The organism is Paenibacillus sp. FSL P4-0338 (assembly GCF_038002365.1).
GTDB lineage: Bacteria > Bacillota > Bacilli > Paenibacillales > Paenibacillaceae > Paenibacillus_AQ.
Genome location: NZ_JBBOCG010000002.1, coordinates 585,327 through 608,190 on the forward strand (window position 1 = coordinate 585,327; position 22,864 = coordinate 608,190).

Annotated in this window: 20 protein-coding genes and 1 pseudogene; 17 read left to right on the forward strand and 4 right to left on the reverse strand. The window is 54.0% G+C overall.

The genetic code is table 11. From position 1 onward, the window contains the following. Complete coding sequence (locus tag MKZ07_RS26605; RefSeq protein ID WP_036700036.1) at positions 1–609, reverse strand: superoxide dismutase; 609 nt, start codon at positions 607–609, stop codon at positions 1–3. A gap of 416 nt (positions 610–1,025) precedes the next feature. Between MKZ07_RS26605 and MKZ07_RS26610 the strand changes: the two genes are divergently transcribed. The 5 genes and pseudogenes from MKZ07_RS26610 to folE all read left to right on the forward strand — a co-directional run bounded on the left by MKZ07_RS26610 (position 1,026) and on the right by folE (position 4,514). Then, the gene (locus MKZ07_RS26610) at positions 1,026–1,445 is read left to right on the forward strand and encodes a GNAT family N-acetyltransferase (protein ID WP_036700038.1); all 420 of its coding nucleotides are present in this window, start codon (positions 1,026–1,028) and stop codon (positions 1,443–1,445) included. A 206-nt stretch (positions 1,446–1,651) separates the two neighbouring features. Then, positions 1,652–2,269 carry a signal peptidase I gene (gene lepB / locus MKZ07_RS26615; protein WP_083678144.1) on the forward strand — a complete coding sequence of 206 codons (618 nt, stop codon included), beginning with the start codon at positions 1,652–1,654 and terminating at the stop codon, positions 2,267–2,269. A gap of 35 nt (positions 2,270–2,304) precedes the next feature. Beyond that, a pseudogene (gene queG / locus MKZ07_RS26620) lies at positions 2,305–3,492 on the forward strand (tRNA epoxyqueuosine(34) reductase QueG); the annotation flags it as partial. 122 nt (positions 3,493–3,614) lie between these two features. Continuing rightward, positions 3,615–3,860 carry a YneF family protein gene (locus tag MKZ07_RS26625; RefSeq protein ID WP_076161298.1) on the forward strand — a complete coding sequence of 82 codons (246 nt, stop codon included), beginning with the start codon at positions 3,615–3,617 and terminating at the stop codon, positions 3,858–3,860. A gap of 60 nt (positions 3,861–3,920) precedes the next feature. After that, positions 3,921–4,514, forward strand: a complete 594-nt coding sequence (gene folE / locus MKZ07_RS26630; RefSeq protein ID WP_036700041.1) for a GTP cyclohydrolase I FolE — start codon at positions 3,921–3,923, stop codon at positions 4,512–4,514. 722 nt (positions 4,515–5,236) lie between these two features. Here the strand turns inward: folE and MKZ07_RS26635 are convergent. Continuing rightward, on the reverse strand, positions 5,237–6,424 hold the full coding sequence (locus MKZ07_RS26635) for a Fe-Mn family superoxide dismutase (protein WP_341028591.1): 1,188 nt from the start codon (positions 6,422–6,424) through the stop codon (positions 5,237–5,239). Between the two features lie 187 nt (positions 6,425–6,611). After that, the gene (locus MKZ07_RS26640; protein ID WP_036700108.1) at positions 6,612–7,610 is read right to left on the reverse strand and encodes an alpha/beta hydrolase; all 999 of its coding nucleotides are present in this window, start codon (positions 7,608–7,610) and stop codon (positions 6,612–6,614) included. Between the two features lie 284 nt (positions 7,611–7,894). On the opposite strand from MKZ07_RS26640, the gene MKZ07_RS26645 reads away from it, so the two are divergent. From MKZ07_RS26645 to MKZ07_RS26655, 3 genes are all read left to right on the forward strand, one after another. Then, positions 7,895–8,647, forward strand: a complete 753-nt coding sequence (locus tag MKZ07_RS26645; RefSeq protein ID WP_036700045.1) for an IclR family transcriptional regulator — start codon at positions 7,895–7,897, stop codon at positions 8,645–8,647. Between the two features lie 165 nt (positions 8,648–8,812). Further along, positions 8,813–11,032, forward strand: a complete 2,220-nt coding sequence (locus MKZ07_RS26650) for a response regulator transcription factor (RefSeq protein ID WP_305954402.1) — start codon at positions 8,813–8,815, stop codon at positions 11,030–11,032. Between the two features lie 176 nt (positions 11,033–11,208). Beyond that, positions 11,209–12,222, forward strand: coding sequence for an ABC transporter substrate-binding protein (locus MKZ07_RS26655; protein ID WP_036700048.1), 1,014 nt, complete (start codon positions 11,209–11,211; stop codon positions 12,220–12,222). 93 nt (positions 12,223–12,315) lie between these two features. On the opposite strand, the gene acnA is transcribed toward MKZ07_RS26655, so the two are convergent. Then, positions 12,316–15,060 (reverse strand): aconitate hydratase AcnA, encoded by a 2,745-nt coding sequence (acnA, locus tag MKZ07_RS26660; RefSeq protein WP_076161307.1) that lies wholly within the window; start codon positions 15,058–15,060, stop codon positions 12,316–12,318. A 308-nt stretch (positions 15,061–15,368) separates the two neighbouring features. On the opposite strand from acnA, the gene MKZ07_RS26665 reads away from it, so the two are divergent. The 9 genes from MKZ07_RS26665 (at position 15,369) to MKZ07_RS26705 (ending at position 22,831) form a co-directional block, all read left to right on the forward strand. Then, entirely contained in the window at positions 15,369–16,397 is a 1,029-nt protein-coding gene (locus tag MKZ07_RS26665; protein WP_341028596.1) for an amidase domain-containing protein, read from the forward strand. A 19-nt stretch (positions 16,398–16,416) separates the two neighbouring features. Continuing rightward, a complete protein-coding gene (locus tag MKZ07_RS26670) occupies positions 16,417–17,508 on the forward strand; it encodes a D-alanine--D-alanine ligase (RefSeq protein ID WP_036700054.1) in 1,092 nt (363 codons plus the stop codon). A gap of 47 nt (positions 17,509–17,555) precedes the next feature. Next, a complete protein-coding gene (locus tag MKZ07_RS26675; RefSeq protein ID WP_036700056.1) occupies positions 17,556–17,873 on the forward strand; it encodes a hypothetical protein in 318 nt (105 codons plus the stop codon). Then, positions 17,870–18,898 (forward strand): UV DNA damage repair endonuclease UvsE, encoded by a 1,029-nt coding sequence (gene uvsE / locus MKZ07_RS26680; RefSeq protein WP_036700059.1) that lies wholly within the window; start codon positions 17,870–17,872, stop codon positions 18,896–18,898. The genes MKZ07_RS26675 and uvsE overlap by 4 nt, the downstream gene beginning before the upstream one ends. A gap of 258 nt (positions 18,899–19,156) precedes the next feature. Next, positions 19,157–20,044, forward strand: coding sequence for an inositol monophosphatase family protein (locus MKZ07_RS26685; protein WP_036700061.1), 888 nt, complete (start codon positions 19,157–19,159; stop codon positions 20,042–20,044). A gap of 15 nt (positions 20,045–20,059) precedes the next feature. Next, positions 20,060–20,350, forward strand: a complete 291-nt coding sequence (locus MKZ07_RS26690) for a hypothetical protein (RefSeq protein WP_036700064.1) — start codon at positions 20,060–20,062, stop codon at positions 20,348–20,350. A gap of 265 nt (positions 20,351–20,615) precedes the next feature. Then, complete coding sequence (locus MKZ07_RS26695; protein ID WP_036700067.1) at positions 20,616–21,908, forward strand: stalk domain-containing protein; 1,293 nt, start codon at positions 20,616–20,618, stop codon at positions 21,906–21,908. A gap of 104 nt (positions 21,909–22,012) precedes the next feature. Beyond that, complete coding sequence (gene def / locus MKZ07_RS26700) at positions 22,013–22,576, forward strand: peptide deformylase (protein ID WP_036700114.1); 564 nt, start codon at positions 22,013–22,015, stop codon at positions 22,574–22,576. Positions 22,577–22,585: 9 nt separating this feature from the next. Next, a complete protein-coding gene (locus MKZ07_RS26705; protein ID WP_036700069.1) occupies positions 22,586–22,831 on the forward strand; it encodes a hypothetical protein in 246 nt (81 codons plus the stop codon). Positions 22,832–22,864: the final 33 nt, after the last annotated feature.

Genomic DNA, 22,864 nt, shown 5'->3' on the forward strand with positions numbered 1-22,864 from the left:
TTATTTGGAGCTTTCGTAACGTTTGCCGACTTCTTCCCAGTTCACTACGTTCCAGAATGCCTTGATGTAGTCAGGACGTTTGTTCTGGTAGTTCAGGTAGTAGGCATGCTCCCATACATCGAGGCCGAGGATTGGAGTTGCGCCTTCGCTGATCGGGTTATCCTGGTTAGGAGTGCTGGTTACAGCAAGCTTGCCGTCCTTCACAACGAGCCAAGCCCAGCCGCTGCCGAAGCGTGTAGTAGCCGCAGTAGCGAAGTCTTCCTTGAATTTATCGAAGCCGCCCAGTTCGCTGTCAATGGCAGCAGCCAGTGCGCCAGTAGGTGCGCCGCCGCCGTTCGGTCCAATCACTTCCCAGAACAGGGTGTGGTTGGCATGTCCACCGCCGTTGTTGCGGACCGCTGTGCGGATCGCTTCAGGTACAGCGTTCAGGTCGGTCAGAAGCTCATCGATGCTTTTGTTTTGCAGTTCGGGTGCCTTTTCCAGTGCGGCGTTCAGGTTCGTCACATAAGTGTTATGGTGCCTGTCATGATGAATCTCCATCGTCAATGCGTCGATGTGTGGTTCAAGTGCGTTGTTCGGGTACGGAAGTGCCGGTAATTGAAAAGCCATGGAAAAATCCCTCCTGATTATATGTTGGTTTTGGTATATATCCGTTGAGATACTATTATTAAAACGCATCTGGAACAATAATGCAACATTAAATAAACAAAAATGTTTAAAAAGTATTTTCTTGTCCTCCGTACACAGAAAGTGTTAAGGCTATGTTAAACTAATAAGGCTTAGTAACTGGGACGTTTTGACTAGGAAATCTCCTAATACATGTTAAATATGAAACTATATTGAATGAAAACGCTTCATATCAAGCGCTTTCAAAAGAAAAATGATGATAACGCGAGAAAAGTGTGCTTTAATAGAGACAAAAGCAGGTATTCCTCGGTTTTTGATGCTTTTTTCCACTTTATACTGTTATGGAAACCCCTTCTTTTTGTAAAATCATAAGCCATAGAAAAGGGAGACTTTTAAGTATGCACGTTCGTTCCTTTCAATTAAGCGATGTTACTCCAGTGACTGAATTGCTGCAGACCGCATTATCGGAAGAATGTTTCGAGAGCACGATCGAGCCTTTCTCCAGGCAATTGTCATGGGATTCTGATCTCATTGTAGTTGCTGAGGATGAAGGAGAAATCATCGGTGCGCTGATTGGTACGATTGAGAAGAATCACGGCTGTTATTTCCGCATTGCCGTCCATCCTGATTACCGCCGCAGAGGAGTCGGCAAGAGTCTTGTAACGGCTATGGAGAACAGATTTCAGGCGCGGAAGGTCAGCGGTATCTATGTTGCCGTGGATGAACACAATTCTTTTGCAATGCCGCTCTATGAGGCCATGGGTTATGACGAGAACCACATTTTCAAATCCGTGCGCAAGCTGAGCATTGTCGGGTAACTGTTGCTGAACCGCTGCTGTAAGCGGAATCAAATGTTAGAGTAGAGAGCTATTGCAGGGCCGGAACTTCGAGTATATGGATATTCCTGCATAGTCTGTTTCATTATACTAAAGCATATCTTCCCTATGTCCATTGCAAATGGGCGGGAGATATGCTTTTCTATTGTTAAGGAACGGATAACCCAATCGAAGCAAGTAGGTGGCCTATGAACCGGGAGCTTGAAGAAGATTTCATGCGGAGCCGCAGACAAAGATACAGATCAGTGACGCATAATAAGTCCAGACAGAAGTCTGGAAGAACGTGGATCAAGGATATACGGGAGTGGATCATTACGGCGGGGATTGTGTTTGCTGTGATGTCGCTGCTTAATATCTATGTGTTCAATGTGTCTACTGTAATCGGGCAATCCATGCAGCCTACCCTGTATCAGGGAGAGAAGCTGATTATTAATAAAATCGCCCTCAGCTTCGGGAATCCGGGCCGCGGGGAGGTTGTCGTCCTTCATGATCCCAGTACGGGACCCAGCCGCAAGGAATATCTGGTCAAGCGGGTGATCGGCATTCCCGGCGACATCATTGAAGTGCGGAACCAGCAGCTCTATCTCAACGGCAAGCTGCTGGATGAGCCTTATATCGATACATCTATTGAAGATCCCGATTTCAATAGCCTGACCGTGCAGGCGGGGACCTACTTCGTCATGGGGGACAACCGGCATGCCGGAGCCAGCAAGGACAGCCGTTATTTCGGCGCTGTCGCAGGGGAGAGTATCGTGGGTAAGGTGTCCCTGATCTGGTGGCCTTTCTCTAAGATGAAGGCCCTGTAGAGTTACCTTATTCATTCTATAAAGGAGAGGCGGATATGCACCTCAACATCCAGAAAGGTTACGCTCCGCCTCCTTCCAAATGGGAGGAGCTTAAGGCTGAGATTAAGGCGGCTGCACCTGCGCTCGGTATCGATGATATCGGGTTCACCACTGCAGAGCCGTTTTTATATTTGAAGAACATTCTCCAGGAGCACCGGGACAACGGATATGAATCCGGGTTCGAGGAGCCTGATTTGGACAAGCGGACGGTTCCGGCCCTGCAGTCCGGGGAGCAGCCGCTCTCCATCATTGCCATTGCGGTTGCTTATCCCTCCAAAATGGAGGACCCGCCCAAATCCGAGCCGGGTGCGCGCAGGGGTATTCTGGCCCGCGCCTCCTGGGGCCAGGACTACCATCATGTCCTACGTGAGGCGCTGGCGAAGCTGGAGAGCTTCATCCGTGAGCGTGTCCCGGATGCCGTGCTGGAGAGCATGGTGGATACGGGGGCACTTGTAGACCGGGCTGTGGCAGAGCGGGCAGGGATCGGCTTCAGCGGCAAGAACTGCGCGATCATCTCCCCCAAGTGGGGATCATGGATCTATCTGGGGGAGATGGTGACGAATCTGCCGCTTCCCCCGGACCAGCCTGTGCAGGAAGGCTGCGGTGACTGCACCAAATGCATCGACGCCTGTCCTACCGGAGCGTTGGTCGGACCGGGCCAGCTCAATGCCCAGGCCTGTATCTCCTTCTTGACCCAGACGAAGGGCTTCCTGAGCGATCACTATATGACCAAGATCGGCAACCGGCTGTATGGCTGTGATACCTGCCAGATTGTTTGTCCGCATAACCGGGGCAAGAACTGGAACCACCGCCCGCAGCTTCTGCCTGACCCTGAGGTGGTTAAGCCGCTTCTGATGCCGATTCTGGACCTCAGCAACCGGGAGTTCAAGGAGAAGTTCGGCAGTAGCTCGGCGGCTTGGCGCGGCAAGAAGCCGATTCAGCGTAACGCTGTCATTGCCCTGGGCAATTTCAAGGAGGCTTCGGCGGTGCCGAAGCTGACGGAGCTTCTGCTGAAGGAGCCTCGGCCGGAAATGCGCGGAACCTCGGCCTGGGCGCTTAGCCGCATCGGCGGCGAAGCAGCGCTTGCGGCTGTTGAGCAGGCGCTGGAGAGCGAAGAGGACGCTGCGGTGCGCGACATGCTGGAGCAGGCTGTAGGCAAGCTCCGGGAACAGGGAGCAGCCGACGTGACATGAACCGGCTGACAGCGGGATTTGCCAATTGCTGTCCAGTTGTTGAAATGCTATGATAGATTCGCGTGCCTGAACAGGGTTATCGCCAGACAATAGAGTACAAAGGTGGATTACAGATGAATATTGCATTGCCTATTATTACGCTTGTGGTAGGGCTGATCGGCGGATTCTTCATCGGTGTGTATTATCTGCGCAGACAGATGACAACGATGCAGAATGATCCTGAAATGCTGCAGAAGGTTGCCAAGCAAATGGGGTATAACCTGAACGGGAAGCAAATGCAGCGTGCCCAGCAGATGATGAAGAATGGTAATCCGCCGGGGCGTCCTGCTGCGGGCAAAGGAAATTCCCGCAAGAAGTAATAATGATGATCGTATGAAATAGATAAGAGTCAGCTGCAGGTGCGGAAGGGGGGAGCTTTCATGGGAGGCATCAAGGAGTACAAGAACGGGAAGGTTTCTGTAAACCGGGAGCAGATTGAGTATCATGTAGAGAAGATTCTGGAATTAATCGGTGAAGATACCAGCCGCGAAGGTCTGCTCGAAACACCGGCCAGAGTGACGCGGATGTATGAAGAGATCTTCGGCGGTTATTCCATTGATCCGCGCGAAGCACTGGGCGTAACGTTTGACGAGTCTCATGAAGAGCTGGTCATTGTGAAGGATATTGTCTACTATAGCCAATGTGAGCATCACATGGCTCCATTCTTCGGCAAGGTGCATATCGGCTATGTTCCCAGCGGCCGCATTGCCGGACTCAGCAAGCTGGCCCGGCTCGTAGAAGCGGTCAGCCGCCGGTTGCAGGTGCAGGAGCGTATCACGGCCCAGATCGCCGACATCATGACCGAGGTGCTGAATCCGCACGGTGTTATGGTTGTAGTCGAAGGGGAGCATCTGTGCATGTGTGCCCGGGGCGTGAAGAAGCCAGGCAGCAAGACGGTTACGATGGCCACCCGCGGCACCTTCCGTGAGGATGCTGCGGCAAGGGCCGAATTCCTGGCCCTGATCAAGGAATAGAGCAGGTTATCCCTGCACTTGGACCGGAACTGCCATGGATAAGCCCGCCTGCCACTGCAACAGTGGCGGCGGGCTTTTTTTGTTATATTTGTTATATAGGAAACTATAGTGTCCTTCTAACCGAATACAATTGGCTGGTACAGGGACATATGGACCAAATGTATGTGAAAAACAGCATACATTATGCTCGCAAGCAGGCATATGGCCACAATGTATGTGGAAAACAGCATACATTATGCCCACAAGCAGGCACATGGACCAAATGTATGTGAAAAACAGCATACATTGTGCTCGCAAGCAGGCATATGGACCAAATGTATATGAAATACAGCATACATTGTGCTCGCGCGAAGGTGCGTCACCCAATACTCCACACCTTCTAATAAATTTAGAAAATTTCTGCAAGAAGTGCAACATTGCAGCCCAATAAAAGCTGCCTATGTGGAAATTCTGCACGAAATGCAACAAAGTCAGTGCTAACTGGCTCTAAACACCGAAGTTCCTGCAAATGATGCAACAATGTACTGCAACCAGCAATATTTTTAGAGAAATCTTGCAAGAAGTGCAACAATGGCCGCTCCATACAAGCGGTCGGTGCGCGTGAAAACCCTCAGAATGGGCGAGAGATACGCGGAACCGGAACGCGAAAAACCGAATACAATATGCCGCGCTGAGGGTACACGGGCTAGTTGTATGCTTAAAACCGAATACACCGCAGAGCCTCAAAAAGGCTCCCAGACCAACTTGCGGGCAGCCCCGTAGCGCTCGGCGACATAAGGCCAGTTGACGACTCTCCACCAGTCCTGGATGTAATCGGCGCGGTTGTTCTGATGCTTGAGGTAATAAGCATGCTCCCACACATCTAGTGCCAGCAGCGGAATGACATCCCATTGGGACAGATTCTGATGCTTCTCAGCCGTCAGAATCTCCAGTCTGCGGCTGCGCGGGCTCCAGACCAAGAGGGCCCATCCGCCGCCCTCGACTTTACCCGCGGCCTCAGTGAACTGGGCCTTGAAGGCTTCATAGCTTCCGAAGCTGCGTTCTATGGCGTCCAGCAGCGCACCGGAGGGACGGCCGCCGCCTTGCGGGGACATGACATTCCAGAAGATTGTATGCAGATAATGGCCAGCCCCGTTGAAGGCAAGCTCCCGCTCCCAATGCTTAACCAGATCGAAGTCGCCGCTCAGGCGCGCTTCCGCCAGCTTCTTCTCCGCCTTGTTCAGTCCGTCTGCATAGCTCTGATGATGCTTGTCGTGATGGATGATCATCGTCTTCTCGTCAATATACGGCTCCAGTGCATTATAAACATAAGGCAGAGGGGGAAGCGTATGCCCGCCGATGGGAACCGGGCCTGCCTCGCGGGATTCCCATAACGGAACTGCGAAGCTTCCTGTTCCCTGAAGACTTTCTCCGCTTGCAGCCGGATCGGGTGAAGGAGCGGCTTCAGCCTGCTCCGGCGGATTCATCCGCAGCATCCCGGGCCCGTAGTCCGCAGGGGTCAGAGCGGCCAGCACAGCGAGGAAGTATTCAGACTCCCGGATGAAGTGCAGCAGCGTGGTTCCTGCCAGGGGGAAGGCATTGACGGCGGCGCTGGCCTCCTTCATGGCCTTAAGGTGCCTGATGAATTCGGCGGATTGGTCGCAGGCGGTGTGCAGCAGCAGCCCGGCTTCGGCGGATGGACTCCCGGGACCGCCAGTGTCCGGTGCCTGCGGAGTGGAAAGCAGATGCTGGGCCGCCTGTTCTGTAGCCAGGAATACAATGGCCCAGTCCTCCAGCAGCTTCACATAAGGCTCCTCCAGGCGTGGGATGATCTGAATTAGAACCTCGGCATGCTCCTTCTCCTGTTTTTTCCAGAAGGCGATTTCCCCTAGAATCTGTACTGGCGGCGGTGCAACGAATACATATGGCATGACATGTAGTCCTCCCGTCCTAAAGTTTCATCGGTCCATTATATGCCAGAGAGGAACAGCTTATGAGACTAGCCTGTGCGGGGAATCGCGGTGGACTGGAGGACCTGGTGCCACGCACAGTAAAAAGGCATGCACAGAATGTATCACAAGATACATCTGCACATGCCTTAGGGTAACGATAAGAAGCTTATTTACTTGCGGTTGGATTGCTGTGGCTCCCGCTGATCTGGGCCAGCTGTACATTCCCGAGAAAAGCGGATACCCGCCGCAGATACTCGCGCGGGTGCTCGCGGAACAGCAGCTCATGATGGCTGTTCTCCACGATCCATGAATCCGAATACGGATTGCTCTGATTCGCCGCCAGCTCCTCGGCAATCGGATAAGGTGCCTTATCGTCCTTAGTGCCGTGCATGAACAGCACCGGGAACGGATAATCCTCCGATTTGACCTTGGAGTAAGGAATCTGATTCAGTCCTGTGCCGTTCAGCACCGGGAAGAGCATCTCCATAATCTCCAGCGAAGGCTGGCGGGGAAGATTGATGTTCTGCTTGATATTATGGTACAGGGTGTCCGGCTCCAGCAGGAAGGTGCTGTCCAGAATCATCGCATCCACATCTTTGGTTACAAGTCCTGCCTGCAGGGCGGTGCCTGCGCCCATCGAGAAGCCCCAGACCACAATCTGATCTGCCCCCTGCTCCTTGGCGAACTCAATGGCTCCGAGCAGCTGCTGGGATTCCTTTTTGCCGCCGGTTGCGATGTCCCTGTCGGTCTTGGAGGCGAAGCCGTAGTCGAACATGACGACATTGAATCTCAGACTGTGTGCATAATGGGCAAGATCATACATGGGAACCCAGCTCTCTTCGCGGTTCGCGCCGTAGCCGTGACTGAAGACAATGGTTTTGGTAGCTCCTTTGGAAGGAATATACCATCCCTCCATCATCCGGCTGCCGTCCTTGGCAGGGAAGCTGATATCCTCGTAGGCGAGCCCCTTGGCCTGATAAGGATTGGAGTAGAGCGGGGCTACGGTAGGATTCGAGAGCACCCAGGCGATATAGGCATGCAGGGCGATGAAGCAGAATACAAAGAAGAAGAATACGGATAACAGCAGTGCCACAATGATGTGCTTGACACGTATCATCCGAATCGGAATTAAGGTTGACGAAGCGGGCTTATCCTCGTTAGGCATACGGGAGACCGGCGCGCCGGGATGACTAGTTGCCAGATTCATAAGGTCCCCTCCTGGAAAGTTTCATGATTCAGAGCATGAATAGTTCATATATTTAATCGTAAATTTATGCCCTTACAAAGTCAATGGAAATGGTCCTTTTGTAATGTAACTGTAAACTGCGGCGGCTGATTATGGATACGGAATCTGCTGGACTTTATTTAGGCTTTTGCACTAAGATAGGGATATCTTAATAATTATGTAACCGGGTTTCAATAGGTGAAACATGTGAAGGGGAGATCGGGGTGGAAGACCGGAAGCTGACTGTACGCGCCGTAGAACGTGCACTGGATATATTACTGTGCTTTACTCAGGATAATGATGATTACGACCTTAGTCTGACGGAGATCTCTGCGAAGATTGGCCTGCATAAAAGCACAGTGCACCGCCTGCTGACCACACTGGAGGAGAAGGGCTTCCTGCAGCGGGACGACGGGACTGACAAATACCGCCTGGGTATCCGCATCTGGGAGCTGTCCACACATCTTCCGACGCTGAACGAGCCGGCGGTGCTTCTGCTGCCCGCCATGGAGCGGCTTCGCGACCGCCTGGGCGAGACGGTCAGCCTGTATCTGCGCGACAATCTGGAGCGTGTGCGCATTCAGGCGGTGCAGAGCCGCCAGGCTATCCGCCGGGTAGCCCAGATCGGTGCAAGGCTGCCGCTCTCGGTAGGCGCATCCAGCAAGGTGCTGGCTGCTTACGCGCCGCCGGAAGTGCAGGTCAGGCTGCTGGCCGACCCCGCATGGCCGGACAGCGTAGACCGCAGCCTGTACCTGGAGCAGCTGAAGGAGATTACCCGCTGCGGCTATGCGACCAGCTTCGAGGAACGGGAGCCGGGAGCGGCAGCCGTGGCTGTGCCTATCGCCGGCCGGGCCGGGGGCGTGGTAGCAGCGCTCTCGTTGTCCGGCCCGGTCAGTCGTCTGTCGCGGGAGACTCTGGAGGAATATGCTGTCATTTTGGCTGAGGCCGCTGCTGAAATGGGCCTAATGATGAGCTGAGCTGGAGGCCTCCGGCAGCAGATCGGCGCAGGAAAACTTTAGGAAATGAAGGCTATTCAGCCTTCGACATTCATTGTATATCTAGTTAAAATGGACTATCATTAGTAATGATTAGCTAAATTGAGATTGAAGAAATAAGAGGAATCCAGTGCACGAGGTGATGGGATGAAAGTAGTTATACCCGATTCACTGATGGGAGAAATTCAAGAGCTCCAGGATACGTTCGGCTCTGTTACGGGTCAGGCGCTTGTGCTTACGGATCAGGCTGGGAATGTGGTTACCCGCCCCACGCTGTCCGGAATATTCTATCAGAAGATGTTTAAATCTTTAGAGGACATAGAGCGGCCCTTCGAGCCTGCATTGCTCAGACTGGGCCCCTTATCATATCCTGCCATACTTGAGGAGTGGGTCCCCGGGCTGAAGTATGTGGTCAGTCCGTTGGTTCCTGACTATGGACAGACGTACTATTTATGGTCCGGCTTATATATGGAAGAAGGCACCCGCGGGCTTGTACTGCGGGCGTTCGAGGCCAAGATGCGGAATCACCCGGATTATGAGATGCTGAAGGATGTACTGGCCGCCATGCCTGAGCTTAGCCGGGAAGGTATCGCCAGCATCAGGGGGAAATTGAGTGTGCTCGGGAATGTGCTCTCCAAATTGCTGGCGGGGTGTGCAGTGAAGCCGCTGGAACAGAGACGGGGTCTGCTGATTTCCCAGCTGTTATCCAATCTGGAGAGTGAGTTCCTGAAGATAGAGGTTGTGCTGCAGCAGATGGCCGGTACGTTATCTGATGCAGAGCTGTATGCCTTTGCCCAAGAGGAGGAGGCCGGCCAGTTCAAGGTGAAATATTCTGCCGGCAAAGAAGCAGGACTCCTCATGAATGCCGGGTTCCAGCAAGGAGACGGTTTTCTGGGACAGGCAGTTCTAGGCATGGAGCCCAGGCATTGGCAGAGCGTTGCCCAAGATTCAAGATCGTTATTCTTCACCCAGCGCGGGATGACGCAGCCGGAATATTTGTCATGTTATCCGGTGAGAATTCACAGCGGGAAGAGAGCATTGTTGCTCGCTGTGGGCTTTGGGAAGAGCCGCCCGATACAGGACTATGCTCAGCATGAGCAGAATGTTACTGCGCTCCTGGGCTTATCCGGACGGGGAGAGCAACTGGTGCAGCGTGAAGCCCTGCGCAGGGAGGCCACCCTGCGTTTGAAGGAAGCTGCCCGCCTGCTGCCGCAGGCCGCATCCACCCAGGAGCTGGGCACCGGGCTGCTGGATATGATTATGGGCATGCCGTTCTTCCCGTCATCGGTACTCGTATTTTTCGAGGAGCAGCCGGGGGAGACCCATTACGCCAAGGGATGGAGGCCGGAGGAAATTGCGCCGTATATCTATGACCTCCAGTCCCGGTACTCCTCGCAGGCCTTTCTCTCTTCTGCGATCCTCAACGGGGAGGCGGAGGGGCAGGTCCTGCTCGAATGTCCGCTGATTGCCGAGAAGGTATTTAAGGGCATTCTGTCCGTGGGCTTCAGACGCCGCAGCGAAGCTGAGGAGTGGCTGTCCTTAACAAGCTGTCTGGCCAGTCTGGCGAGTACTTCGATTCGTCTGATCGAGAAGGAATCCAGACATATGAAGCAGGCAGGGGTCTTCACCGGGCAGACGCTTCATTATCTCCGGCTCAGTAATCCCGAGCTGCACCGCCTGTCGGCGGAGGCTTCTGCTATGGCGTATGAGCTTGCCCGCTATACAGGGCTGCCGGAGCGGGAGTCAGAGCAGATGAGAACGGCTGCCCTGCTGGCACCGTTCAGGCTGGAATTCCTGCATGGGTACGGATTCTACCCGGAGGAGCTTTCTTTACTGAAGCAGGTGGACCAGTTTGCTTCGTTCTATTTTGAGATCAATAAGCCTTCGGTCTCTGTCACGGCCCAACTGCTCGTGCTGGTGCTTCATCATGCAGGCCGAGGCGCGGACAAGGAGCTGCTGGCGGACACGGATCTGGAGTGGCTGACCCCCTCCCGCTTCTATCTGGATGATCATGTGGTCGGGGAGCTTTACAGTGAGCCGCGCACTACCTTCCAATCCTTCTTGCGCAGCCGCTCGGAAGCGATGCCTGCCAGAAGAGGCGTGTCGGCAGGGAAGCTGCTGAACAGTACAGCGCTGAAGACGCCCAAGGAGGAATGGGGAATCTCACCGCGCGAGGAGGAAGTGCTGGAGCTGATTATTCTGGGCAAGACGAATAAGGAGATTGCCAGTGCCCTGTTTATCAGTGAGCATACCGTCAAGAATCATCTAAGCCGCATTTTTAATAAAATGGACGTGACGGACCGTTCACAGATCATAGCTCTGGTCTATAAAAGAATATTCGATTCCGAACGTATCGAGATGTCCTGAAGGCCTCCTGAGGCTGCGAAAATTTATCTGCGTATGCCAGGAGAAATGAAATCCCCTTTCCAGTGAAAGGGGATTTTTGCTGCGGAAAATTCCGGGAGAGTTGTCAGCCTGAAAACTCTGTGATATATTACTAATGATAATGATTATCAATATCATATATACATAGGGGGATTATCTTGCGATACTCTAAACAAAGTCTTGTCCTGATTGTCTTTACTCTCGTCATGGCTGTCCTGCTGGCAGCCTGCGGATCATCGGATAACTCCGGCTCTGGCTCCGGGGCGGCAGCGAATGCACCTGCACCTTCCGAAGCACCCACGGCTGCTCCGGCTGCTGGTGAACCCTCCGCTGAAGCAGAGATGGTTACCTTCAAGGATAGCGCCGGTGAGGTTCAAGTACCTAAGAATCCGCAGAGAATCGTGGATACTACAGCCTTTTATACAGGATATCTTCTGGCGCTGGGCGTGAAGCCGGTAGGGGTCATGCAAGGAGCCAAGGATAGTCCGTATCTTGCAGAGATGCTTGGAGGTGCAGAAGGGCTGGGTGACGATGTCACCCCGGAGAATATCCTGGCCCTGGACCCTGACCTGATTATTGTGTATACCGGAACAGAAGGCATCGATAAGCTGAAGGAAATTGCGCCTGTGGTACAGATTCAATATGGCGCCAAAAATTATAAGGATCAGATGCTCGACTACGGCAAGCTGGTGAACAAGAATGATGAAGCTAAGGCCTGGATCGCCCAGTGGGAGGCCCGTATTGCTGAGCTGAAGCCGCAGGTGCAGGCTGCTGTGGGTAATAAGACGGTATCTATCCTGAATCCATATGCCAAGGGGCTGTTTGTCTTTGGACATAACTATGGCCGGGGTGGTGAGATTCTGTATGGTGAGTTCGGGTTGAAGGCTCCTGCTGAAGCGCAGAAGGAGGCCATCGACAGCGGAACAGGCTGGGCTACCATCTCCATGGAGAAGCTGCCGGACTTTGCCGGAGACATTATCTTCACCTGCCAATGGTCAGGGGATAATACAGACCCGAAGATTGTCTATGACAATCCGCTGTGGAAGGGGCTTCCGGCAGTCAAGGCAGGGAATGTGTTCATGCTGAATCCTGCTGCCGATACGTACAATGACCCGATCTCCCTGGAGAAACAGCTGGATTTCATTACGAACAGCCTGCTGTCAGTCAAATAGGGCATTCCTGAATAAGACAAAAAGCTGCGCCGGTATCAGACTGAAATCTGATACCGGCGCAGCTTGTATAATGACTATCCTTATGAAGTCAACTTATTCTACCGGTTGAGCCGCTTCCGAAGCTGTAGCATCAGCCAGCATCTGGCGGAGTACTGTCTGCAGAATACCGCCATTGCGGTAGTAATCGATATCTACGCTGCTGTCGAGACGGGCAATGACCGGGAAGTCGAACTGGGTGCCGTCTTCACGGGTAGCAGTGACTGTCAGCTCCTGTCCGGGAAGGACATGGTTGTCAAGACCGGTAATGTCGAAGGTCTCGCGTCCGGTCAGCCCCATGCTGCTCCAGCCATGGCCTTCCTGGAACTGCAGCGGCAGCACACCCATGCCGACGAGGTTACTGCGGTGAATCCGCTCGAAGCTCTCAGCGATGACGGCTTTGACTCCGAGTAGGAGTGTCCCCTTCGCAGCCCAGTCGCGGGAACTGCCTGTGCCGTATTCTTTACCGGCGATAACGATCAGGTTCTGTCCGGCCGACTGGTACAGCATGGAGGCGTCATAGATCGACATGACCTCTTCGCTTGGCAGGAAGGTGGTTACGCCGCCTTCTGTTCCAGGAGCCACTGCGTTGCGGATACGGATGTTGGCGAAGGTACCGCGCATCATCACCTCATGATTCCCGCGGCGTGAGCCGTAGGAGTTGAAGTCAGCGCGTTCCACGCCATGACCGCGCAGATATTCTCCGGCTGGACCGGAAGTGGAGATATTCCCGGCTGGTGAGATATGGTCGGTAGTAACGGAATCGCCAAGCAGCGCAAGCACGCGCGAGCTCTTGATATCCTGGATGTCAGAGGCACCGTCTGCCAGATGCTCGAAGAATGGCGGATTCTGAATGTAAGTGGAGTTGTTATCCCATTCATACAGCTCGCCTTCCGGTACCGGAATGTTATTCCAGCGTTCATTGGCCGTGAATACATTCTCATATTTGCTGCGGAACATTTCCGGACTGAGCGAGAGCGCTACGGCTTCGCGGATCTCGGCTGTAGTCGGCCAGATATCGGCCAGGAAGACAGGCTCACCCTGCGGGTCATAGCCCAGCGGCTCGGTCTTCAGGTCAATATTCACTGTGCCAGCCAGGGCGTAGGCGACAACCAGCGGCGGTGAAGCCAGATAGTTGGCTTTAACCTGGGCATGCACGCGGCCCTCGAAGTTACGGTTCCCGGAGATGACTGCGGCAACCGTCATATCATGCTCTGTAATGGCTTCGCTGACTTCATCCGGCAGCGGGCCGGAGTTACCGATACAAGTGGCGCAGCCGTAGCCGGCCAGGTAGAAGCCGAGCGCTTCCAGCGGCTTCAGCAGATCAGCCTTCTGCAGGTATTCCGTAACGACCAGCGATCCGGGAGTGAGGCTGCTTTTGACATAGCCAGGTTTGGTGAGACCGCGTTCTACAGCCTTCTTGGCAAGCAGTCCTGCGCCCAGCATTACGCTCGGGTTGGAGGTGTTCGTACAGCTCGTGATGGCTGCAATGACAACCGCTCCTGTGGTGAGCTTGCTGCTGCTTCCGTTCTTATGCTGCACTTCCACCGATTCGGCAATCTTCTCATCGCTGAGGCCATAGCCGCCCTTGTCAACAGGTGTACGGATAATGCCTTCGAAATTCTCCTTCATATGGGTAAGTTCTACCCGGTCCTGCGGACGCTTCGGTCCGGCCAGGCTGGGAACCACTGAAGCCAGATCCAGCTCAATGACATCGCTGAATGCCGGGTCCGGTGTCTCTGCGGTGCGGAACATACCCTGCGCCTTATAATAATCCCCCACCAGCTCTACCAGCTCATCCGGTCGTCCGGTGCTGCGCAGATAGGCCAGCGTCTCCTCATCTACAGGGAAGAAGCCGATCGTAGCGCCGTATTCAGGAGCCATATTGGCTACTGTCGCACGGTCTGCCAGACTGATGTTCGCAAGACCCGGACCGTAGAATTCGACGAACTTGCCGACTACGCCTTTTTTGCGCAGCATTTGGGTAACGGTAAGGGCCAGATCGGTAGCTGTAGCGCCTTCCATCAGACTTCCGGTCAGCTTGAAGCCTACGACATCCGGGGTAACGAAATACAGCGGCTGTCCCAGCATTCCTGCTTCAGCCTCGATTCCGCCGACGCCCCAGCCCACTACGCCAAGGCCGTTAATCATTGTAGTATGGGAATCCGTGCCGACCAGGGAATCCGGGTAGACAACAGTTTCTCCGTCAATGGTCTTAGTGGCCGCTACAGAAGCCAGATACTCCAGGTTCACCTGATGCACAATTCCGGTTGCCGGAGGAACCGCACGGAAATTATTGAAGGCGGTCTGTGCCCAGCGCAGGAAGCGGTAGCGCTCCTCATTACGCTCAAATTCTACGTTCATATTATATTCAAGGGCATCTGCCGTTCCGAACGCATCAACCATAACCGAATGGTCAATAACAAGGTCAACCGGTACAAGCGGGTTGATCTTCTTCGGGTCACCGCCCGCCTTCTTGACGGTATCGCGCATAGCCGCGAGATCGACAACTACAGGCACGCCGGTGAAGTCCTGCAGGACAATCCGGGCAGGAATGAACGGAATTTCCTTATTGCGGTCAATGCCGCCAGACCAGTTAGCCAGCTGTTTAACATGTTCTTCTGTAATCGCCCGTCCGTCATATTGGCGGACAGCCGCTTCGAGTAATACCTTAATGGAGAATGGCAGGGAGGAAATGTCGCCTGCACCCTGCTCCTCCAGAGCGTTCAAATGATAGTAGCGATAAGTTTTGCCACCTGAGTTCAGGTTCTTGGCCAATGAAAAATGGTCCTTGCTTGGCATATATGCGCCTCCTCGTTTCATCTGGTGAAACTACATTTCATAATTACTATACTTTAAGTATAACGTTTACAATGGGGGGAGTAAAGTTTTTTTTGCTCCTTGATGTAAGGTATATTCAGGGTTCACACGGATGCATAGAACCCTCAGCCCCTGACTTCCTTGCAGTTAAATCGCTCCAGCTTCCGTATAGGTGCAAGCAATCCTTCATATACATAGGACAGCAGCCATTATGGCGGTGAAACCGTGAAGGAATATTCTTAGCTTACATCATATACATTCTTATCTGTGAACGAAAGGGCGGAGTATGAATGGAGCAGCAGTGGAAGAAAAGTCTCTATGTCTATGTGGACCAGCTGAACAAGGGGCGGGTTGCACCTGGCGCCGAGCCGCGCCATACCACGATCAGGGACCCCCGGTTCCTTGACGAACAGCGCACGCGCTCCCGCCGGATCGCCCAGTGGTACACCTCCCGGGGCATTACTCCGCTGCGCGGGGAGACGGGGGTGCGGACGCTGCGGACCGTGCGGCAGAATCCAGCAGAGGTGGTCGCCGATGTGGCGCTGCACAGCGCCTTCTATTATGAGAAGGGCGGGATGACCCACCGTGAGGATGTGGTGGAGTCGGAGCGCCTGACCTTTGTACGTGAAAAGGGCGGCTGGGAGATTGTGAATGTGGAGCACCGTGTGCCTGAACGGAGCGGGGTGCGCAAGGTAGTGGAGAAAGATCCGGCACTGCGGCTCTCGGAGTGGGGGGAGGCTCTGCCCGATCCGCGTCCGTCCCAGCCGCTGCTGAACCGCCGTGTCCTGAAAGGCGCAAGTGGTGCAAGGGAGGTGCGCTACCGCCGGGAGGAAGTCGCAGCCTATGCCGACCTCTGGTGGAAGGAAGGGAATCCGGAGTTCGAGATTTTTGAGGTGGACTGCACCAATTATGTCTCCCAATGTCTCTTTGCAGGGGGAGCACCTATCAACTATACTGGTAAAAGAGAAACGGGCTGGTGGTACAAGGGCTATAATGGAGCCCAGGAATGGTGGAGCTTCAGCTGGGCGGTCTCCGACAGCCTGCAGCGTTATCTGAGCGGGAGCCGCGGCAGCGGGCTGCGTGCGGAGATTGTCGAGCGGCCGGAGCAGCTTCAGCTGGGCGACATTATTCAGTATGACTGGGACGGCAACGGACATTATCAGCACAGCACGATCGTTACCGCTTTTGATGCGGGCGGGCAGCCGCTGGTGAATGCGCGGACGGTTAGCAGCCGTCACCGCTTCTGGGATTACAAGGATTCCTACGCCTGGACGGACCGGACGGCTTATCGTTTTTTTCATATTAATGACTATTTATAGTTCAGAAAGAGGTTAATGCATGGGGAACGCTAAAACTACCGTAGGACTGGTGTACGGCGGCAAATCCGGAGAGCATGAGGTATCGCTGCAGACGGCTTATGCGGTTATGAACGCTTTTGACTACGATAAATATGAGATTATTCCGTTCTATATCTCCAAGCAGGGGGTATGGAAGGTAGGTGCAGTGCTGGAGGCTCCCTTCTCCGCGATTGAGCAGCTTAAGCTGTCTGGGGTGGCCGGAGATATGGGCTCGGCCCTGAATACCTTGTTCAGCGGGCTTAGCGGAGGCGAGCAGGTAATAGACGTCATGTTCCCGCTGCTGCACGGTACGAACGGCGAGGACGGCACCATTCAGGGACTGTTCGAGATGGCGAATATCCCGTATATCGGTGCAGGTGTGCTGGCTTCATCGGCGGGCATGGATAAGGTGGTCATGAAGAAGCTGTTCGGCGAGGCGGGGCTTGAGCAATGTGACTATTGCTACTTCAATGCTGTGAACTGGAGACAGCACAAGCACGAGCTGATTGTAGATCTGGAGGATAAGCTGGGGTACCCGGTATTCGTCAAGCCTGCCAACCTGGGCTCGAGCGTAGGGATCTCCAAGGCCACCGACAAGGAAAGTCTGATCAAGGCTGTGGACTATGCCTTCCGCTATGACACGAAGGTGATTATTGAGGAGTTCGTGGATGCGCGGGAAGTGGAGGTGGCGGTACTCGGCAATGAGGAGCCGGAGGCTTCGGTTCCGGGTGAAATCGTCTCTTCCGGTGAATATTATGATTATGCGGCCAAATACACTGACGGCAAATCACAGATGCTGATCCCTGCACCTGTCGATCCCGAGGTAGCGGACCGTCTGCGCGAGTCGGCGATACTGGCCTTCAAGGCTATTGAGGGCAGCGGAATTACCCGGGCCGACTTCTTCCTGCGGAGGTCTGACGGCAAGATTCTTATTAATGAAGTGAATACCATGCCCGGCTTCACCCCGTTCAGCATGTATCCGCTGCTGTGGCGTGAGACGGGTGTGTCCTATAAAGTGCTGCTGGACCGTATGATCGCGCTGGCGCTGGAGCGTTACCGGTTCAGACAGGGCCTGAAGTACGATAATGAATAAACCACGGTGATCGGCGGGAGCATTCCGGCCGGGAAGGAGAGAGAAGCATGGGGTTTCAATCAGAATTCAATTCGGTGTGCAAGTTCAAGAATGAGCAGGAGCTGTACGAACTGCTGGAGTACGGACGTACCAAGATGGTGAAGCAGGGCTTCCGTGTCTATCCGACCGGCCAGAAGGTTATCGCCTATAATCCGCAGAATGTTGCGGTGGCAATTGTCAAAATTTCCGCGTCGATTGCAGAAATTAATTTTCAGGGCAATGAGGTTACGGCGGTGGAAATGGATCTGGTCCGTAAGCTGAATGAGGAAGAGTCGCGCGTTCAGACGGCTCTTGCCTACGAGATGTTCTTCGGGGAAGAGGGATGATTGTCCGCTTCGGCTATGTCGCCATGTCTACGGTGATTCCGGACTGTTCTCCCTCCAAAACGATGACTATGGCAAGCTTCAACAAGCTGGGCGACCGGGAAGCGGGACTTCGCAAGCTGGAATCCATTGCCCGGATGAATCTGCATAATACGCTCCGTCTGCTGAAGCATAATGTCGGCTCGGATATTGAGGTCTACAGGCTTACTTCTAAGCTTGTTCCGCTGGCAACCCATCCTGATCTCGCAGACTGGAATCCTCTCGATGCTCTTGCGGAGGAATTCGCTGTGGTGGGCAGCTATGTGAAGAAGCACGGGCTGCGTGTCAGTTTCCACCCGGATCACTTCACGGTGCTGAGTACGCCGCGGCCGGAGGTGCTTGCAAGCTCGATCCGTGATCTGCAGCATCATACGGACATGCTGGACGCGATGGGGCTGCCGGCGACGGCTAAGAGCAATATTCACATCGGCGGCGCTTACGGGGACAAGCCTCTGTCTGCGGAACGCTTCTGCGTGCAATGCTCTGCACTGCCGCTTGCACTTAGAGAGCGGATGACACTGGAGAACGACGACAAGACGTTCAACGCGGTGGAGACGCTTGCGGTCTGCCGCAGAATGGGACTGCCGATGGTGCTGGATATCCATCACCAATGGGTCAACAATGAAGGCGAGCTCCCCTGGGAGCTGTGGCCGGAGATTCTTAAGACATGGACAAGCCCTCTGGCGCTGAAGGATGTGCCGCCCGGTGGTCATCTGCCGCCGAAGATCCATGTGTCCAGCCCGCGCAGCCCGTCTGATCCGCGCAGCCATGCCGATGGGGTGGAGCCGGCACCGCTGGTTGCTTTCCTGAAGCGGATTGCTGCGGATACTCCGGCTGTAGATGTGATGATTGAGGCGAAGCACAAGGATGGCGCCTTGTTTGGTCTGATGGAGGAGATGAAGGGACTGGCAGAGGGCGGGAATGGAATTATGGTACTAAACGGAGCCAGCGTGAATATACAAGTGGAAACGGCATTGCCGTCCTTTTAAAGGACGGTACCGTTTCAGCGAGAAATAGAAGGATAATGTATAGCGTGAAACATATACATTCTTATATTTGAACCATAACTGGCAAAAAACTTGCCGGCCAGGCCCGTTAGCGGCACCAGTCATGACTTGATAAACCGGCCGAAATGAGGTACGTTGAAAGAAAGTTGAGCAATCATGTTCTAAGGCAGAGAAATGGTATCCTGCGGAAACAGCGTTCCCCGGGAGAACAATCATGCTCAAAGAAAGCGGAGTGAAGAGATGAGTCCTGTAAGTCCTGATAACCGAAATGAACGGGAGCCCTATGTAGTTACAAGCAAGGGACATACGGCGGCAGCCATCAATGCTGCAGCCAAAGCGGGGGAATGGATCAAGAGCAGACAAGGCCAGGTGAAGGAGCTGGGCAGTAAGACATCGGCCCAGGATCTGGTCACGGAGGTCGATAAGGGTGTGGAGCAGATGATCCGCCGGCTGATCCTGACCCATTATCCCGACCATGCCATCCTTGGCGAGGAGGGTGTTGAGCCCGGTGCCGAGGCACTGACGGCTGCCTTGGATGAAGCGCGGCAGCATGAGTATCTGTGGATCGTCGATCCGATAGACGGTACGACCAATTTCGTGCATGGCTTCCCGTTCTATTGCGTATCGATTGCTCTGGTAGTTAAGGGAGAGCTTACGGTAGGCGTTATCTATGATCCGATCCGGGACGAGATGTTCGTGGCCGAGAAGGGGAAGGGTGCATACATGCACGGGATTCCTACGAAGGTATCAGCGGAGACACTGCCGGGCAACAGCCTGATCGCCATGGGCTTCCCGCCGGACCGCGTGCTGGCCCAGCCGGCGAATATGGCCGGGCTGCAGCAGATTATGCCGCAGGTCCGCGGTATTCGTGCCGGAGGATCGGCGGCACTGCATCTGGCTTATGTTGCTGCCGGACGAGTGGACGGGTATTGGGAGGTTGGACTAAGCCCTTGGGACTGTGCGGCGGGGGTGCTGCTGGTGCTGGAATCCGGCGGCAAGGTCACGAACACGCTGGGCGATCCCTACGATATCGGCACACGCCATGTGGTCGCAAGCAATGGACGAATTCATGATTATCTGGTTACGTCCCTGCAGGCTGCAGATGCCACAGGCTTCAAGAAGCAGTAGGGGGGCTTACAACGTATGAATGAGAAGGAAGATCTGGAGCGGAGGCTAAGCGAGCTTCTGGAGGACGGCGAGATGGAACAGGCCGATCAGCAAGCCAAGGAGATTCGTCAAATTTCCCCCAAGTATGAGATCCGCATTCAGACTACACTTGACCCTATAGTCGAAGAGACGCTTCGTTACCGCAAAATCGCCTATGAGCTGGATGACCGGTATGATAAATATGTAAAGCGCTCAGACCAGGCAAGCGGTCCGCCAAGCACTGGCCGACCGAAGAAATCTTCAGAATCTAGCAGCGGGGAGCAATAAGCTGCTGTTATCCACAGGAGCGGTTTTCCGAATCATCGGGAGACCGCTCTTTTGCGCAAAGATAAGCCAGTGAAGCGCTACCAGCTCAAGTGGAAACGGCGGTGCCGTCCTTTTTAAAGGACGGCACCGTTTCAGCGAGAAAGAGAAGGATAAGTTATCGTGCGAAACCTATAAATTCTTATATTTATAAAAAGACGGCAAAGCTGTTTCCACAGGGGCGGAGCGGGATGTTAGAATAGAATTATACTAATTTAGGAGGAATACGATGCTGAAGACATGGAGAAGGTTAATATCAGCTTCTGCTAGCGGACTGCTGTTGTTCACCGTATTAATCAATGTGCATGCAGGTCCGGCGGATGCCGCTGCAGCAGCCGTGGCGCAAGGAACGGAGCAGGATGTCTTTCGTATCGTAGCACTTGGAGATTCCATTACTGCCGGGTATGAGCCGGGGATGACTGATCCCAGCGTGAAGCCGTACGGATACGCTGAGCGATTGTTGGAGCAGGGCTGGTATCACGGGAGAAGTGAGCTTCAGAATTACGGCATCTTGGGCCTTAAGACAGCGGGGCTGCTTCAATATACCGGAGCTATTAAGGACAGTGCGGCTATTACGCCGGAGGCCATTCAGCCGGGGCTGTCTGATCCGCGTACCTTGCAATTTGCTGCGCTGGCCCCGCAGATTAGAACGGAGCTCGCTGCGGCGGATCTGATCACCATTACCATCGGCGGTAATGATGTCAGCAGCCTGTTCTTGAATTACAAGACGCTGACCGATGCCGATTTCGCTTCCCAGCTTGCGGAGCGTCTGACGGAATACAGCAATAATGTAACAGCACTGCTGAAGAATATTCGGGAAGTGAATCCGCAGGCAACCATTCTGCTGGCCGATCAGTATCAGCCTGCTCCGCGAATCGCCCTGGGGGCTTCGTATGACAAACTGATGAATGCGGCTGCACAGTTCACCATCGCGGCTGAGAATATCGCGGCTACCCTGAACCAGGCAGGCGCGCCTCTTAAGGTAGCTCATGTAGCCGAAAAGTTCGCCGGTGTAGAGGGATCGCTAACTCATATCATCGGAGCAGGGGCGGCAGACTTCCATCCTACGCAGCTTGGTTATGAGCGGATTGCCACTGTATTCGCTGAACTGCAATGGGGGGAATACCGTATGCCAGCAGTAACGGCGATGGCTTCAGAGACGGTGCCAATGTCCATCGTGGTGAAGGGGAAAGAACTGAATACGCCCAATAAGCCGATTCTGAAGAATGGGCAGAATTTTCTGGCGCTGAAGGATATTCTGAATGCGGCCTCGGCAACAGGCAAATGGGATAACAAAACCTCCAGTGCGACCGTAATTTACGGCGGAAAAACGGTAGTTATTACTATCGGCTCGAAAACTATGAAGGTTAACGGTGCGGATGTGGCGATCGATACCCCGGCATTTCTGCATAAGGTTGGCAAAGAGGATAAAACCTATCTTCCGCTCGCCGCGCTTGCTACCGGACTGGGCTTCGATGTGAATTACAGCAGTAAGCTGCGGACAGCTTTTATTAATCCGTAATTGCGCATAATCTAACCATAGCATCATCAAATCAGTCCCGTAGTGGAAAAGGTGGATGAACCTAGTTGTCTAGTACAAAGTATAATGCTGATTACATCATCACGATGGAGGATATCATACGGGAAGGCGACCCTGTCTTGCGTGCGGTGACGGAACCGGTACAGTTGCCGCTGCAGGCGGAGGACCGCGGTGCGCTGCAGAGCATGATGCAGTTTCTGAAGAACAGTCAGGATGCGGCAATGTCTGCCAAATATAAGCTGCGTTCAGGGGTAGGCTTATCCGCTAACCAGATCGGACTATCGAAGCGGATGTTTGTCATGTATTTGAAGGACGATAATGGCAAGAATGTGGAATATACCTGGGTGAATCCCAAGATTATCAGCCATTCGATGGCGATGGTCTATCTGCCGGAGAGCGAGGGCTGCTTGTCTGTGGACCGGCCGGTGCACGGCTTCGTACCGCGTTATGAGTCTGTGAAGGTCAGGGGCTTTGATCTGAACGGCGAGGTGATTACCCAGAAATTCAAGGGCTATCAGGCGATCATCATCCAGCATGAGATGGATCACCTGGACGGAATGATGTTCTATGACCGGATCAATCCGCAGAACCCGTTCAAGCTTCCGCAGGATGTGGAAATCCGCAGCCTGTATGAGCAGAAGGGCAAGTAGCGGCGGGATATGAATATTGATGGATTACCGTTAACCCTTCTCTACACAGGCTTGGCCGTAGTCATCGCCCTGGTGTTCATCTACAGGATGAGACAAGGAACCTTTCACAAGCATCTGATGTCCGAAGCAGCCATCGTGATAAGCTATGTAGTGGTCGCCTTTACGGGCGGGAGCATGCCGCTTGCCGTACGGCTGGTGACCCCGCTTGTGGTGGCGGCGCTGTTTGTGTATGGGCGGCGGAAGAGTGGGGAGTAGTGAGGATTTCCATCTGAGGGGTGGGGGATTAGA

What these genes read in the sequence shown, in the direction of transcription:
- MKZ07_RS26695 (WP_036700067.1), top strand. Translation starts at nt 20,616, where the DNA reads ATGCTGAAGACATGGAGAAGGTTAATATCAGCTTCTGCTAGCGGACTG.
- MKZ07_RS26640 (WP_036700108.1), bottom strand. Translation starts at nt 7,610, where the DNA reads ATGCCTAACGAGGATAAGCCCGCTTCGTCAACCTTAATTCCGATTCGG.
- def (WP_036700114.1), top strand. Translation starts at nt 22,013, where the DNA reads ATGGAGGATATCATACGGGAAGGCGACCCTGTCTTGCGTGCGGTGACG.
- MKZ07_RS26685 (WP_036700061.1), top strand. Translation starts at nt 19,157, where the DNA reads ATGAGTCCTGTAAGTCCTGATAACCGAAATGAACGGGAGCCCTATGTA.
- folE (WP_036700041.1), top strand. Translation starts at nt 3,921, where the DNA reads ATGGGAGGCATCAAGGAGTACAAGAACGGGAAGGTTTCTGTAAACCGG.
- MKZ07_RS26625 (WP_076161298.1), top strand. Translation starts at nt 3,615, where the DNA reads ATGAATATTGCATTGCCTATTATTACGCTTGTGGTAGGGCTGATCGGC.
- uvsE (WP_036700059.1), top strand. Translation starts at nt 17,870, where the DNA reads ATGATTGTCCGCTTCGGCTATGTCGCCATGTCTACGGTGATTCCGGAC.
- MKZ07_RS26670 (WP_036700054.1), top strand. Translation starts at nt 16,417, where the DNA reads ATGGGGAACGCTAAAACTACCGTAGGACTGGTGTACGGCGGCAAATCC.
- MKZ07_RS26605 (WP_036700036.1), bottom strand. Translation starts at nt 609, where the DNA reads ATGGCTTTTCAATTACCGGCACTTCCGTACCCGAACAACGCACTTGAA.
- acnA (WP_076161307.1), bottom strand. Translation starts at nt 15,060, where the DNA reads ATGCCAAGCAAGGACCATTTTTCATTGGCCAAGAACCTGAACTCAGGT.
- MKZ07_RS26665 (WP_341028596.1), top strand. Translation starts at nt 15,369, where the DNA reads ATGGAGCAGCAGTGGAAGAAAAGTCTCTATGTCTATGTGGACCAGCTG.
- lepB (WP_083678144.1), top strand. Translation starts at nt 1,652, where the DNA reads ATGAACCGGGAGCTTGAAGAAGATTTCATGCGGAGCCGCAGACAAAGA.
- MKZ07_RS26635 (WP_341028591.1), bottom strand. Translation starts at nt 6,424, where the DNA reads ATGCCATATGTATTCGTTGCACCGCCGCCAGTACAGATTCTAGGGGAA.
- MKZ07_RS26705 (WP_036700069.1), top strand. Translation starts at nt 22,586, where the DNA reads ATGAATATTGATGGATTACCGTTAACCCTTCTCTACACAGGCTTGGCC.
- MKZ07_RS26610 (WP_036700038.1), top strand. Translation starts at nt 1,026, where the DNA reads ATGCACGTTCGTTCCTTTCAATTAAGCGATGTTACTCCAGTGACTGAA.
- MKZ07_RS26650 (WP_305954402.1), top strand. Translation starts at nt 8,813, where the DNA reads ATGAAAGTAGTTATACCCGATTCACTGATGGGAGAAATTCAAGAGCTC.
- MKZ07_RS26690 (WP_036700064.1), top strand. Translation starts at nt 20,060, where the DNA reads ATGAATGAGAAGGAAGATCTGGAGCGGAGGCTAAGCGAGCTTCTGGAG.
- MKZ07_RS26675 (WP_036700056.1), top strand. Translation starts at nt 17,556, where the DNA reads ATGGGGTTTCAATCAGAATTCAATTCGGTGTGCAAGTTCAAGAATGAG.